A 14253-nucleotide genomic window follows, 5' to 3' on the forward strand; every position below is an offset into this window, starting at 1 on the left:
TGTTGATGCTTGATTCCGTTGTCTCACCTGTTTGCTGTGGAGTCTGTCTGCATGTTTGCTCGTGTACCGAATCCCATCCCGGCCCGCATGAAGGGCTTGAACCGCGCTGAGATCTGCGACACCAATTTCATCGAATTCGTCGGCGCGCTGCCACCTGGTCCGCAACAAGGGCCGCAACCGGCCGCACCCATACTGCCAGGCAGCACGCTGGATGCGCAGAGCTTCCGTGAGCTGTTCGAGTCGCAGTTGATCAGTCGCCATCTGGACCTGATGGCACGCGTGCTGCGCGTGCAGAACAAGGTCTTCTACACGATTGGCTCCTCCGGCCACGAAGGCAATGCGATGGTGGCGCGCGCCGCCAGGCACACCGATCCGGCCTTCCTGCATTACCGTTCCGGCGGCTTCATGGCCGAGCGCTTTCGCAAGCTGCCGGGCATGGACCCGGTGATGGATTCGGCGCTGTCGTTTGCAGCCAGCAAGGACGACCCGGCCAGCGGTGGTCGGCACAAGGTGTGGGGCAGTAAACCCTTGTGGGTGCTGCCACAGACCTCGACCATCGCTTCGCACCTGCCCAAGGCATTGGGCACGGCAATGGCGATCGAAGCCGGCAAGCGACTGGGGCAAGGCCTGCCGATTCCCGATGACAGCATCACCATCTGTTCGTTCGGCGACGCCTCGGCCAATCACGCCACCGCCCAGACGGCGTTCAATGCAGCGGCGTGGAGCAGCTTCCAGAAGCTGCCAGCGCCGGTGCTGTTTGTCTGCGAAGACAATGGCATCGGCATCTCGGTGAAGACTCCGGAAGGCTGGATCGCCGAGGGCTTCCGCCATCGCCCGGGGCTGGATTACTTCCATGCCGATGGTCTGGATCTGGTCAACGGTTACGCCGACGTGGAGCGTGCGGTCGAGCACTGCCGGCGCACGCGGCGGCCAACTTTCCTGCACCTGCGCACCACCCGCCTTATGGGCCATGCCGGTACCGACTTCGAGATCGAGTGGCGGGCGCTGGAGGAGCTGTGTGCAGTTGAAGCGGGCGATCCGCTACTACGCTCGGCACAGGTTGCGGTGGAATCGGGGCTGATGGACAAGGCCGAAGTGCTGGCCTTGTACGAACACACCCGCCAGCGCTGTTTCGCTGCCGCCGAAGATGCCGACAAACGCCCACGCCTGACCGCGCTGCAGGATGTGATCGCGCCGCTGGCGCCGTATACGCCGGACAAGGTGCAGGCCGAGGCGACGCGCGCCGATTACAGCGAACGACGCCTGCAGGTGTTCGGCAGCGAGGCTGGCTTGCCGGAGAACCAGCCGGCCAAGCATCTGGCAGTGCAGATCAACCAGGCGCTGCACGATCTGTTCGCCAAGTACCCGGAGACTTTGCTGTTCGGCGAGGACGTGGCGCAGAAGGGCGGCGTCTATACCGTTACCAAGGGACTGCAGAAGGCATTCGGCCCGCGCCGGGTGTTCAATACCCTGCTCGACGAAACCATGATCCTGGGCATGGCCCAGGGCTTCGCCAACATGGGCATGCTGCCGCTGCCGGAAATCCAGTACCTGGCCTATCTGCACAACGCCGCCGACCAGGTGCGCGGTGAGGCCTGCTCGCTGCAGTTCTTCTCCAATGACCAGTACCGCAACCCGATGCTGATCCGCATCGCCGGGCTGGGCTATCAGAAAGGCTTTGGCGGGCACTTCCACAACGACAACTCGATCGCTGCCATCCGCGACATCCCGGGACTGGTGGTTGGTTGCCCATCGCGCGGCGATGACGCCGCGGCAATGCTGCGCACGCTTGCGGCCCTGGCCAAGGTCGACGGGCGGGTCTGCGTGTTCCTGGAGCCGATCGCGCTGTACATGACCAAGGATCTGCATGCCGCTGGCGATGGCCAATGGCTGTTCCCGTATCCGGCGCCGGATCAGGCACTGACGCTTGGCGAGGGCAGGGTTTACGGCGAAGGCAATGATGACCTGCTGATCATCAGCTACGGCAACGGCGTACCAATGGCATTGCGCGCTGCCAGGACCATCGAGCAGCAGCATGGCTGGAAGGTACGGGTGATCGATCTGCGTTGGTTGGTGCCGCTCAATGCCGGCTATATCGCCGGGCAGGCCAAAGGCGCGAAGCGCATCATCGTGCTCGACGAAGGTCGCCAGAGTGCCGGCGTCGGCGAGGGCGTGATCACCGCCCTGGTTGAAGCCGGCCATGGGCAGGTGCCGCTGCGCCGGGTGACCGGTGTGGATACCTATACACCGTTGGCTGGTGCGGCCTTGCTGGTGCTGCCCGGCGATGCCGATGTGGTGGCTGCGGCGGCGGAGTTGGTGTGAGCCGCTAGCAGCCCGTGTTTGTGGGAGTGGTGTAAACCGCGAAGCTGGCAATGCTGAAATTACCAACACACCTGCGACCCGACTGATCCGTGGCTTCGCGGCTGACGCCGCTCCTACAGCTCTGCTCCCTCCCTTTGGCGTAGCCAAGGGGAGGGTTGGGGAGGGGGGGGCTTTTGGGGGTGTCGGGAGCTGCGAGCCTCGCGGCTCTGCTCCCTCCCTTTGGCGTAGCCAAGGGGAGGGTTGGGGAGGGGTGGGCTTTTAGGGGTGTCGGGAGCTGCGAGCCTCGCGGCTTACATCGCTCCCACAACCATCTGAAGCTGTCGCCACTTCGCAGACAAACAAAACCCCGCCAAGGCGGGGCTTTGCTTTCATGCAGCAACAGCCAGATCAGCTATTGGCTTTCAGCTTGGCCAGGCGCAGCCAGGTGTCGACCACGGTATCCGGGTTCAACGACACCGACTCGATGCCTTCCTGCATCAGCCACTCGGCCAGATCCGGGTGATCGGACGGGCCCTGACCGCAGATGCCGACGTACTTGCCCTTGGCACGTGCGCTCTTGATCGCCATCGACAGCAGTTTCTTGACCGCGAGGTTACGCTCGTCGAACAGGTGCGCGACGATCGAGGAATCGCGGTCCAGGCCCAGGGTCAGCTGGGTCAGGTCGTTGGAACCGATCGAGAAGCCGTCGAAGATTTCCAGGAACTCGTCGGCCAACAGTGCGTTGGACGGTACTTCGCACATCATGATGATCTTCAGGCCGTTCTCGCCCTGCTTCAGGCCATTGGCGGCGAGCACTTCCACCACCTTGCGGCCTTCTTCCAGGGTGCGAACGAATGGGATCATCACCCACAGGTTCTCCAGGCCCATCTCGTTGCGCACGCGCAACACAGCCTGGCATTCCAGTGCGAAGGCCTTGGAGAAGCTCGGGTCGACGTAGCGGCTGGCGCCGCGGAAGCCGATCATCGGGTTCTCTTCGTGCGGTTCGTAGTTGTTGCCGCCGATCAGGTTGGCGTACTCGTTGGACTTGAAGTCCGACAGACGCACGATCACCGGGTTCGGTGCGACCGAGGCGGTCAGGGTGGCGATGCCCTCGGCCAGGCGGTCGACATAGAAGCTCACCGGATCCTTGTAGCCGGCAATCTTGTCGTCGATCTTCTTCTTGGTGGCAGCGTCCTGGCGGTCGTATTCCAGCAGCGCATTCGGGTGGATGCCGATGTGGCTGGCGATGATCATTTCCAGGCGGGCCAGGCCGATGCCGGCATTCGGCAGCTGGCCGAAGTCGAAGGCACGTTCCGGGTTGGCCACGTTCATCATGATCTTCAACGGTGCCGGCGGCATGTTGCCCAGATCGGTGGTGGTGCGGTCGAAGGCCAGCTTGCCGGCGTAGATGAAGCCGGTGTCGCCTTCGGCGCAGCTGACGGTCACTTCCTGGCCGTCCTGGATCAGCTGGGTCGCATTGCCCGAGCCAACCACGGCCGGCACGCCCAGCTCACGCGCGATGATCGCGGCGTGGCAGGTACGGCCACCACGGTTGGTGACGATGGCCGACGCGCGCTTCATCACCGGCTCCCAGTCGGGGTCGGTCATGTCGGCGATCAACACGTCGCCCGGCTGCACGCGGGCCATGTCGTCCAGCGACTTGACCACGCGGGCCACGCCAGCGCCGATCTTGGCGCCAACGGCGCGGCCTTCGGCAATGACTTCACCCTTTTCCTGCAGCGCATAGCGCTCGATCTGGGTGGCCTTGGCGCGCGACTTCACGGTTTCCGGGCGCGCCTGGACGATGAACAGCTTGCCGCTGACGCCGTCCTTGGCCCACTCGATATCCATCGGGCGGCCGTAATGCTTTTCGATGACCAGCGCCTGCTTGGACAGTTCCTGCACGTCCTCATCGCTGATCGAGAAGGTGTTGCGCACCTCGACCGGGGTGTCCTCGATCTTGACGCGCTCGCCCGGAACGTCCGAATAGACCATGCGGATCGCCTTGGAACCCAGCGAGCGGCGCAGGATCGCCGGCTTGCCGGCATGCAGGCTGGGCTTGTAGACGTAGAACTCGTCCGGGTTGACCGCGCCCTGCACGACCATTTCGCCCAGGCCAACCGAAGAGGTGACGAACACCACATCGCGGAAGCCGGACTCGGTGTCCAGGGTGAACAGCACGCCGGAGGAGCCGACGCCCGAGCGCACCATCAGTTGCACGCCCGCGGACAGGAACACGTCTTCGTGCTTGAAGCCGTGGTGGACGCGGTAGGCGATGGCGCGGTCGTTGTACAGCGAGGCGAACACTTCCTTGACCTTGTGCACGACGTCGTCGGCACCGGTCACGTTGAGGAAGGTTTCCTGCTGGCCGGCAAACGAAGCGTCCGGCAGATCTTCGGCGGTTGCCGAGGAGCGCACGGCAACGGCGATGTCACCGCCGCCATTTTCGGCGCTCAGCTTGGCGTAGGCGTCACGGATGTCCTTGTCCAGCTGCGGCTGCAGCGGGGCATCGATCACCCAGCCGCGGATTTCCTTGCCGGCAACGGTCAGGGCGGCGACATCTTCCACGTCCAGCGTGGCCAGCTTGTCGAAAATGCGCTTGGACAGGTCGTTGTGGGCAATGAAGTCCTTGAACGCTTCGGACGTGGTTGCGTAACCACCGGGGACGGAGACCCCCAGACCGGCCAGATTGCCGATCATCTCCCCAAGCGAGGAGTTTTTGCCACCTACGCGGGCCAGGTCGGCCAAGCGCAGCTCATGCAACCACAGGATATTCTCGTTCAAGCGCGATGCTCCGTTGAGGCCATCGCCCGTGGCGGGCTTGGGATGGCCACGTCCGTAGGAAGAAGCCAATATGATGCAGTGCACACCGAAGCCGCACAAGCTTGTGACAATACTTTGTCTTGTGCTTGTCTTTTTCGGGACAGGCCAGGCCATCACGCTTGACCCGAGGTCAGGATCACACTCTGAAGGGAGCTTTCATGACGGCAATCCGGCCGGTTTTCTATGTTTCCGATGGCACCGGCATTACTGCCGAGACCGTTGGCCACAGCCTGTTGACTCAGTTCAATGGCTTCAGTTTCGTTACTGATCGCATGTCGTTCGTCGACGATGCCGACAAGGCGCTCGAGGCGGCGGCGCGTATCCGGGCCGCCGGGGAGCGCTACCAGGTGCGCCCGATCGTGATCAGTTCCTGCGTGGATTCCAGCCTCGGCTTGATCCTGGAAGAGAGCGGGGCCCTGGTCCTGGATGTCTTCGCCCCATTCATCGGGCCGCTGGAGCAGGAGCTGAGCGCAGCCAGGCACTCCAAGGTGGGCCAGGCGCACGGCATGGTGGATTTCGATACCTACCATCGCCGCATCAACGCGATGAATTTTGCGCTGAGCCACGACGATGGCATCGCGGTGAATTACGACGAGGCCGACGTGGTGCTGGTCGCCGTATCGCGTGCCGGCAAGACCCCGACCTGCATCTACCTGGCTTTGCATTACGGTATTCGTGCGGCCAATTACCCCTTGACCGAGGAAGACCTGGAGCAGGATCGCCTGCCGCCACGCCTGCGTCCGTACCGCAACAAGCTGTTCGGGCTGACCATCGACCCCGAGCGACTGCAGCAGATCCGCCAGGAGCGCCGTCCCAATTCGCGCTATGCCAGCTTCGAGACCTGCAAGCGTGAAGTCACCGCAGCCGAGACCATGTTCCGCATGGAGCGGATCCCGACCCTGAGCACCACCCACACCTCGATCGAAGAGATCTCCAGCAAGGTACTGAGCACCCTGAGCCTGCAGCGCGTGATGTTCTAAGCCAAGGGCTGCTGGAAAAAACCACCGGTAGTGCCGAGCCATGCTCGGCAGAGGCTCTACCGGTAAACCTTGATTGACCTTGGTTTGTCTTGTGGGAGCGGCGTGAGCCGCGAAGCTGGTGGTTTACCAGAGTCGCGGGTATTGCCGTGGCTTCATTGAAGCCAGCTTCGCGGCTGACGCCGTTCCCACAATACTTCGGGGCTACCGGTGTAACGCCTCTGCCGAGCATGGCCCGGCACTACCGGTGATGCCACTTGCACGCCTCGGCGTGTAGGATCGGCCCATGGCAGGCGCACTTTCCCGCATTGATCGCATCCCCAGACTCAGCCGTCTCGGCTGGCTGATGGGCTTGTATGCGGAAAACCACGATCACCTGATGCGCCTGTTCGCGCCGGATCGGTTGCACGTGGGCAGCCACCTTTCCAGCATCGGCGATGGTCTGGACCTGCGTCTGGATGTGATCGAATGCCACCGCTACACGGTGGAACTGCGGATGACCTACGACCTGTGCGATCCGGTCACCGGCGAGCCGGATCCATCGGCATTCGTACGGCTGTACCGCGATGCGCGTCAGGCCGAAACCACGCATTGCTACGTAGGCCGACGCTGGCAGGACGTGATGGGCATGTATCCGCCGCCGGAAGCGCTGATCAGCCACCGCATGCGCATGAACACCTTCCTTGGGAAATGGCTGGAATATCTGGCCGAGCGCGGCCACAGCGTGGCCACCTTGCGGCGTGTCGATGAAACCGTCGTGCCAATCCGACGCATGGATGTAATGCCCGGCTGAGGCGCGAGCGGTTCATCGGTCATACTGCACGCCCCCTTGGTTCCGGTTGTCGCTATGCCGTATACCCCGATTATGGCCACGCTTGGCTATGTGCTGTCTGCCGATGGCAGCAAGGCCTTGATGATCCACCGCAACACCCGGCCCGGTGACATGCACCTGGGCAAGTACAACGGGCTGGGCGGCAAGATGGAGGCCGATGAGGACATCCTTGCCTGCATGCACCGCGAGATCCGCGAGGAAGCGGGCATTGAATGCGGCACGACGCGCCTGCGCGGCAGCATCAGCTGGCCGGGCTTCGGCAAGAATGGCGAAGACTGGTTTGCCTTCATCTTCGTCATCGACGACTACACCGGAACGCCGATGGAGGTTAATCGGGAGGGCACGCTGGAGTGGGTTGCGGTCGACCAGCTGGAATCGCTGCCGCTGTGGGAGGGCGACCGCCACTTCCTGCCATTGGTGTTCGACGCGGACCCGCGCCCGTTCCATGGCGTGATGCCGTACCGCGACGGGCGTATGCAGTCCTGGAGTTACACGCGTCTGTAATGGCTTGCTGCAGTGGTGTCATGTAGGCCGCTCCGGCGAGCAGTACTGGCTTCGAGGCCGATGGAGTGATCCGGACACGAACGTGTCCGGGTCCAGCGCTGGTGTGTCGCACACCGGGCAAACTGGCCAGGTGCGGGTACTGTCCACTGTTCAGGTGCTCGCGGTACCCTGTTGCGGTCCATGCACCGTGAGTTCCCATGAAACGCCATTTCTCGATGCTCCGTGAGTTCCAGCTCGCGGATTGGTTCACCCTCGGCAACGCGTTCTGCGGCACCGGCGCGGTGTTCGCGGCGATGCGCTTCCTGCAGGACGGCGAGCGCGGCTTCCTGATGTTCGGCATGGCCTTGATCCCGCTGGCGTTTATCTTCGATGCGCTGGATGGCAGGGTTGCGCGCTGGCGCCAGTCCTCGTCCACGCTGGGGCGCGAGCTGGATTCGCTGGCCGACATCATTTCCTTTGGTGTGGCGCCGGCTGCATTGGCCTATGCCTGCGGCATGCAGGGCGGTTGGGACTGGCTGATCCTGAGCTACTTCGTCTGCTGCGGCGTCAGCCGGCTGGCGCGTTACAACGTCACCGCCGAGGAGATCGCCGGTGAGTCCGACAAGGTGCCGTACTTCGAAGGCACGCCGATTCCGACCAGTCTGGCGCTGGTCATCGTCTTGGCCTTGGCGGCCCACTTCAATGCGATCGGCCCGGCGCTGTGGGGCGGCAGCTGGCAGCTGGGGCCGTGGCAGCTGCATCCGCTGGTGCTGCTGTTTGCACTGTCCGGCTCGCTGATGATCAGCAAGACGCTGCGGATTCCCAAGCCCTGACGCCGATAGGGCAATCGCATTGCTATCATCACCGGGCATCCCGGGAGCAAGGCAATGGCGGCGGCAGGCAACAACGACAACGCGGATTTCGAGGCCAGCATGCGCGCTGCCTGGGAGGCATGGTCACAGGCCATGCAGGGCCAGGGTGCAGCCGCAGGCGGCGATTTTCCATGGGCTGAGAGCATTGCCCAATGGACCCGCCTGGTCAGTACCGATACGCCCCCGGAAGTACAGGCGCTGGGCGCTCGTTTCCAGCATCAGGCCGGCGATTGGCTGGGCATGATGCAGCAGGTGGCCGCACGCTTTGCCGGTCGTGACACTTCGGCGGCGGAGGTGGCCGGGGCGTGGCGCGAGGCCGTGCAGGCGGGGCAGGGCGATGATCTGCTGCAGTGGATGCTGGGCGCCGCACGCGGTGGCAATGCCCTGAACGATCAACCCTGGCTGCGTGAATTCGCCAAGGCCGCACAAAGTGGCTTTGGTGGCGGCGATTGGTTGAATGCACCGGCATTCGGTCCAGCCCGTGAGCATCAGGCGCGGTGGCAGGCCTTGCTCAAGATCCAGCAGGACTACCAGGCGCGTGCCGAAGCCTATGTGGATACGATCCGCAGCGTCCTGGACGATGCCTTCAAACGTTTCGAGGCCAAGCTGGCCGAGCATGAAGTGCCCGGTAGCCAGCTGACCAGTGCGCGGGCGATGTTCGATCTGTGGATTGATGCCGCCGAAGAAGCGTATGCCAAGGTGGCGCTTTCCGAAGATTTCCAGCGCATCTATGGTGAGCTGGCCAATGCCCAGATGCGTCTGCGCGCAGCGTCGCAGAGTGAACTGGAACGTGCCTGCGACGCGATGGGCGTGCCTACCCGCACGGAGATGGATGCGGCGCATCGGCGCATCGCCGAGTTGGAACGGCAGGTGCGGCGCTTGATGGCGGCAGCCCAGCAGACCAGCACACCAGCGCAGTCCGCGTCGGCGGATAAATCGGCAAGGTCATCGGCAGGAAGAACAGCTGCCAGGCCAGCGAAGCCGGCGCCGCAACGTGCGGCGAAGAAAGCGGCGAAGAAAGCCACCAGGAAGGCTGTGAAAGAAATCGTGCAGAAGGCTGCGCCGAAGAAAGTCACGGCGAACAAGCCGGCCGCCAGGAAGCCGGCAGCCAAGAAGGCAGTGGTTGCCAGCAAACCGAAGTCCGCACCGGCCCGTCGCAGGAGTGCCAAATGAAGGGCCCGCTGGGTTTTGGCAACGATGACCTGTTGCAGGAAACCCTGCAGTGGCAACGCAAGCTGGTCGAGGGCCTGAAGCTGCTGCCCGGTGTCGAAGACGTGGATTATGGCGTCACCGAGCGCCAGGAAGTATGGAGTGACGGCAAGGTCAAGTTGTATCGCTTCGTCAGCGATCAAGCCGATGCCGGCAAGCCGCCGTTGTTGATCGTCTATGCGCTGGTCAACCGGCCCTACATGGTGGACCTGCAGGACGGTCGTTCGCTGGTACAGAAGCTGCTGGCGCTTGGCCAGGATGTCTACGTGCTGGACTGGGGCTACCCGGATCGCTCCGAGCGCTTCCTGACCCTGGAAGACTATCTGCTGCGCTACATCGACGGTGCGGTGGACCATCTGCGCGCACAGCACGGTGGTGCGCCGGTCAACCTGCTCGGCATCTGCCAGGGCGGCGTATTCGCGCTGTGCTACAGCGCGCTGCGCCCGCACAAGGTGCAGAACCTGATCAGCATGGTGACGCCGGTCGACTTCCACACCGCGGACAACATGCTCTCGCATTGGGCGCGGCACGTGGACGTGGACTTGTTCGTCGATACCCTGGGCAATATCCCGGCCGACTTGATGAATGCCAGCTACCTCATGCTCAAGCCGTTCCGCTTGAACGTGCAGAAATACGTGGGCTTGATGGACATCCTCGACGACAAGCAGGCCCTGGAAGACTTCCTGCGCATGGAGAAGTGGATCTTCGATTCCCCCGATCTGGCAGGCGAAACCTTCCGGCAGTTCGTCAAACAGTTCTATCAGGCCAATGGCCTGATGAACGGCAGCATTCGCATCGGCGAGGAAACGGTCGATCTGGCCCAGGTACAGATGCCTATCCTCAACATCTACGCCGAGCAGGACCACCTTGTGCCGCCGGCTGCATCCAAGGCCATGCAGGGCCAAGTCGGCAGCACGGACTACACCGAGCTCGGTTTCCGCGGCGGCCACATCGGTATCTATGTTTCCGGGCGCGCGCAGCGCGAAGTGCCCGGTGCCATCAACGACTGGTTGAGTAAACGCGAATGAAGCTGATCTGCAGATTTTTGTTCGCTGCCAGCGTGGTGCTGATCGCCTTGCCGGCAAGTGCGGCCCCCAGTGCGGCAACCCAACGCGAAATCAACGGTTTGATGCAGGCGCTGGAAACCTCTGGTTGCCGCTTCCAGCGCAATGGCAGCTGGTATGACGCAGTGGCGGCGCGTGGCCATCTGCAGCGCAAATACGACTACCTGCTCAAGCGTGACATGGTCGACAGCAGTGAGCAGTTCATCGAGCGGGCCGCCAGCCGCAGCAGCATGAGCGGCAAGGCGTACAAGGTCTCCTGCAGCGGCGCGCAAGAGCAGGATGCCTCGGCGTGGTTCCTCCAGCAGCTGCGTCAACTGCGTACCCCGGCGCGCTGATGTCCGTGCTGGCTGCCAGATCAGCAGTACAGGCCTGAGTCTCATGCGACTCGAAATGGCGCCGATGTGGTTGCGCATCCTGGGCGGGATCTGGACCTCGCCCAATACCTTGGTTGGCCTGATCGCGGGTGCGCTCGGTAGCGTCGCTGGCGCACGCCTGTACTGGAGTCGCCGGGAAAGCGCACTGGTATTCCGGCGCTGGCCGTGGGGGCCGGGAGGGGCGATCACCTTTGGCATGGTGATCCTGCACACCGGCGACGACCTGGATGGTTTGTGCCAGACCTATGAGCATCGCGCTGGCCGCTGCGAACACCCGCGCGTGCGCCTGGGCGACCACGAGCGTGCGCATGTTTTCCAATACCTGGTGCTGGGGCCGCTGTTCCTGCCGGTCTACCTGTTGTGCGGCGGTGTGAGCGTACGTAACCCGTTCGAGCGTGCGGCGGATTACTACGCAATGCATGGTCGCGGTTGGTGGCCTGGCCGTACCTGAAATGCAGTCATCGAAGCCGGCGCGCTGAGTGCTGACATCAAACGACAACCTTTTATGTACATCTCTGTAACGTCACCCCGCGTATCGTTGCACCTGTTACAGATCCAACAGGAGCACGAACCACCATGGCAATTGTTCTTTATATCGGTGGCAGCAAGGATGGCGATAAGGGTGTGTTGCCGTACGGCTTCAGCAAAACCCGCGCAGATACCGAGCATGGCCCGGAAATTTACGTAGAACGGACGATGAACGTCTCCGGCAGGGGCTCGATGCGGGTCATGGTGCTGGAAGACCTGCGTGACGACGTCGCCAGCCAACGGCTGTATCAACATCTGGCCTGAGTATTCAGGCACGCGCGCCGGGCGGCAGCTCCGGCGCGTGCTGTCAACGGCTTTCCCCCGGGCGCGCGCATTGCCAGAATGGCAGCTTCCGTCACCGTGGCTACCGCACCGGCAATGCAAGACATCAAGCTCGCGCAACAGATCGCGCAGACAATCGCCGACGAGATCGGCGCACAAGCCACTCAGACCAAGGCGGCCATCGCGCTGCTGGATGAGGGCGCCAGCGTGCCGTTCATCGCCCGCTACCGCAAGGAAGTGACTGGCGGCCTGGACGATACCCAGCTGCGTAATCTCGAAAGTCGTTTGACCTACCTGCGCGAACTCGAAGATCGTCGCCGCGCCGTGCTGTCCAGCATCGACGAACAAGGCAAGCTGACCGATGTGCTGCGTGAGCAGATCATGGGCGCCGATACCAAGTCGCGTCTGGAGGATCTGTATCTGCCCTATAAGCAGAAGCGCCGCACCCGCGCGCAGATTGCCCGCGAGGCGGGACTGGAGCCGCTGGCCGATGGCCTGCTCGGCGATCCCATGTTGGACCCACAGGTCTTTGCCGTCGGTTTTGTGAATGCCGAAAAGGGCATCGCTGATACCAAGGCCGCACTGGAAGGTGCGCGCGCCATCTTGATGGAGCGGTGGGGCGAAGACGCTGCGCTGGTTGGCGAATTGCGCAACTGGCTGGCAGGGAACGGCATCATCCGTGCCCGCGTTGCCGAGGGCAAGGAGGCCGAAGGCGCCAAGTATCGTGACTATTTCGATCATGCCGAGGCATTGGCGAAGATTCCTTCGCACCGCCTGCTGGCCTTGTTCCGTGCGCGCCGCGAAGAGTTCATCTTCCTCGAACTGGACCCGGGCAGCGACGCCGAAGCCGGCCACCAGTATGCGGAAGGTCGGGTAGCGCTCAACGCAGGCATCGCCAACAAGGAGCGCCCGGCGGATCGCTGGTTGTTGGACGCCTGCCGCCTGACCTGGCGCGCCAAACTGCATATGCACCTGCTGCTGGACCTGTTCAACCAGGCCCGCGAAAAAGCCGAGGCTGAGGCGATTGCGGTGTTTGGCGACAATCTGAAGGACTTGATGCTGGCAGCGCCAGCCGGTCCCAAGGCAGTGCTCGGATTGGATCCGGGCATCCGCACCGGCTGCAAGATCGCCGTCGTCGATGCCACCGGCAAGCTGCTGGCCACCGATACGGTGTACCCGCATGAGCCGCGGCGGCAGTGGGAGCAGTCCCTGCAGACGATCAAACAGCTGTGCATCAAGCACAATGTCGAGCTGATCGCGATCGGCAACGGCACTGCAAGCCGCGAGACCGACAAGCTGGCAGGCGAGGCAATCGCCGCCTGTGCCAATCCCAAGCTGCAGAAGGTGGTGGTCAGCGAGGCCGGTGCCTCGGTGTATTCGGCCTCCGAGTTTGCCGCCAAGGAATTCCCGGACCTGGATGTGTCGCTGCGTGGTGCGGTGTCGATTGCGCGCCGCCTGCAGGATCCACTGGCCGAACTGGTCAAGATCGAGCCCAAGGCGATTGGTGTTGGCCAGTACCAGCACGACGTCGACCAGTTCCGCCTGGCCAAGGCACTGGATGCGCGTGTCGAGGACTGCGTCAATGCCGTCGGCGTGTTCGTCAACACCGCCTCGGCCGCACTGTTGACGCGTGTATCGGGTTTGTCATCGACGGTGGCCGAGAATATTGTCCGTCACCGCGATGAGAACGGCCCGTTCAAGCGCCGCAAGGACCTGCTGAAAGTGCCGCGCCTGGGCGACAAGACCTTTGAACAATGCGCCGGCTTCCTGCGGATTGCTGATGGCGACGAGCCGCTTGATGCCTCGGCGGTTCACCCTGAGGCGTATCCCGTGGTCGAGCGCATCGTCGCTGCCGCTGCAAAGCCGATCAAGGCGCTGCTGGGCGACGGCAGCTACCTGCGCAGCCTGAAGGCCGAGCAGTTCACCGACGACAAGTTCGGCGTGCCGACCGTGCGCGACATCCTCAAGGAGATGGAAAAGCCAGGCCGCGATCCGCGTCCCGAGTTCAAGGCCGCGCGTTTTGCCGATGGCATCGAGGACATCAAAGACCTGCGCGAAGGCATGATCCTGGAAGGCGTCGTCAGCAACGTTGCCGCGTTCGGTGCATTCGTCGATATCGGTGTGCACCAGGACGGCCTGATCCATATCTCCGCCTTGTCCGATACCTTCGTCAAAGATCCGCGCGATGTGGTCAAAGCGGGCGACATCGTCAAGGTCAAGGTGCTGGAGGTGGACGTGCCGCGCAAGCGCATCGCATTGACCCGGCGCCTGGAAGACTCACCTGCGCCGGCCAAAAAGCCAGAGCGTGACGAGCGTGGTGCAGGGCAGGGGCGTGCTGCTGGCGGCGGGCGCGACCGGGATCAGCGCGGTCAGCGCAATCCCGGCAATGGCGGTGGCCGACCGGCAGTGTCTGCGGCGCCGGCCAACAATGCGCTGGCCGATGCATTCGCAAGGGCAAAACGCGGCAGCTGAGTCAGCTGCCGCAGAGCTCCATCAATTTCGTGGGAG

At 63.2% G+C, this 14253-nt stretch carries 12 protein-coding genes; 11 read left to right on the forward strand and 1 reads right to left on the reverse strand.

All coding sequences use genetic code 11. From position 1 onward, the window contains the following. The first annotated feature begins 51 nt into the window (after positions 1–51). Positions 52–2322 (forward strand): thiamine pyrophosphate-dependent enzyme, encoded by a 2271-nt coding sequence (locus AC13FW_RS17520; RefSeq protein WP_482989908.1) that lies wholly within the window; start codon positions 52–54, stop codon positions 2320–2322. Between the two features lie 387 nt (positions 2323–2709). On the opposite strand, the gene ppsA is transcribed toward AC13FW_RS17520, so the two are convergent. Continuing rightward, positions 2710–5085 carry a phosphoenolpyruvate synthase gene (gene ppsA, locus AC13FW_RS17525; protein WP_482989909.1) on the reverse strand — a complete coding sequence of 792 codons (2376 nt, stop codon included), beginning with the start codon at positions 5083–5085 and terminating at the stop codon, positions 2710–2712. A gap of 197 nt (positions 5086–5282) precedes the next feature. Between ppsA and ppsR the strand changes: the two genes are divergently transcribed. The 10 genes from ppsR to AC13FW_RS17575 all read left to right on the forward strand — a co-directional run bounded on the left by ppsR (position 5283) and on the right by AC13FW_RS17575 (position 14217). Then, complete coding sequence (ppsR, locus tag AC13FW_RS17530; RefSeq protein WP_482989910.1) at positions 5283–6104, forward strand: posphoenolpyruvate synthetase regulatory kinase/phosphorylase PpsR; 822 nt, start codon at positions 5283–5285, stop codon at positions 6102–6104. Between the two features lie 283 nt (positions 6105–6387). After that, positions 6388–6894 (forward strand): DUF1249 domain-containing protein, encoded by a 507-nt coding sequence (locus AC13FW_RS17535; protein WP_482989911.1) that lies wholly within the window; start codon positions 6388–6390, stop codon positions 6892–6894. A 54-nt stretch (positions 6895–6948) separates the two neighbouring features. Beyond that, positions 6949–7437, forward strand: coding sequence for an NUDIX hydrolase (locus tag AC13FW_RS17540; protein WP_282266280.1), 489 nt, complete (start codon positions 6949–6951; stop codon positions 7435–7437). A 197-nt stretch (positions 7438–7634) separates the two neighbouring features. Then, positions 7635–8249 (forward strand): CDP-alcohol phosphatidyltransferase family protein, encoded by a 615-nt coding sequence (locus AC13FW_RS17545; protein ID WP_296246528.1) that lies wholly within the window; start codon positions 7635–7637, stop codon positions 8247–8249. A gap of 54 nt (positions 8250–8303) precedes the next feature. Next, a complete protein-coding gene (gene phaE / locus AC13FW_RS17550; RefSeq protein ID WP_482989912.1) occupies positions 8304–9461 on the forward strand; it encodes a class III poly(R)-hydroxyalkanoic acid synthase subunit PhaE in 1158 nt (385 codons plus the stop codon). Next, the gene (locus AC13FW_RS17555) at positions 9458–10525 is read left to right on the forward strand and encodes a class III poly(R)-hydroxyalkanoic acid synthase subunit PhaC (RefSeq protein ID WP_482989913.1); all 1068 of its coding nucleotides are present in this window, start codon (positions 9458–9460) and stop codon (positions 10523–10525) included. Before phaE ends, AC13FW_RS17555 begins: the two co-directional genes overlap by 4 nt. Further along, positions 10522–10896 carry a YfeK family protein gene (locus AC13FW_RS17560; RefSeq protein WP_296246521.1) on the forward strand — a complete coding sequence of 125 codons (375 nt, stop codon included), beginning with the start codon at positions 10522–10524 and terminating at the stop codon, positions 10894–10896. Before AC13FW_RS17555 ends, AC13FW_RS17560 begins: the two co-directional genes overlap by 4 nt. A 43-nt stretch (positions 10897–10939) precedes the next feature. Then, positions 10940–11386: a hypothetical protein gene (locus AC13FW_RS17565; RefSeq protein WP_296246520.1), complete on the forward strand. Its 447-nt coding sequence runs from the start codon at positions 10940–10942 to the stop codon at positions 11384–11386. 125 nt (positions 11387–11511) lie between these two features. Then, positions 11512–11727, forward strand: a complete 216-nt coding sequence (locus AC13FW_RS17570; protein WP_282266272.1) for a hypothetical protein — start codon at positions 11512–11514, stop codon at positions 11725–11727. A 114-nt stretch (positions 11728–11841) separates the two neighbouring features. Then, on the forward strand, positions 11842–14217 hold the full coding sequence (locus AC13FW_RS17575; protein WP_482989952.1) for a Tex family protein: 2376 nt from the start codon (positions 11842–11844) through the stop codon (positions 14215–14217). The last annotated feature ends 36 nt before the right edge of the window (positions 14218–14253 follow it).

The sequence above is a fragment of the Stenotrophomonas sp. 21LCFQ19 genome, assembly GCF_056861425.1.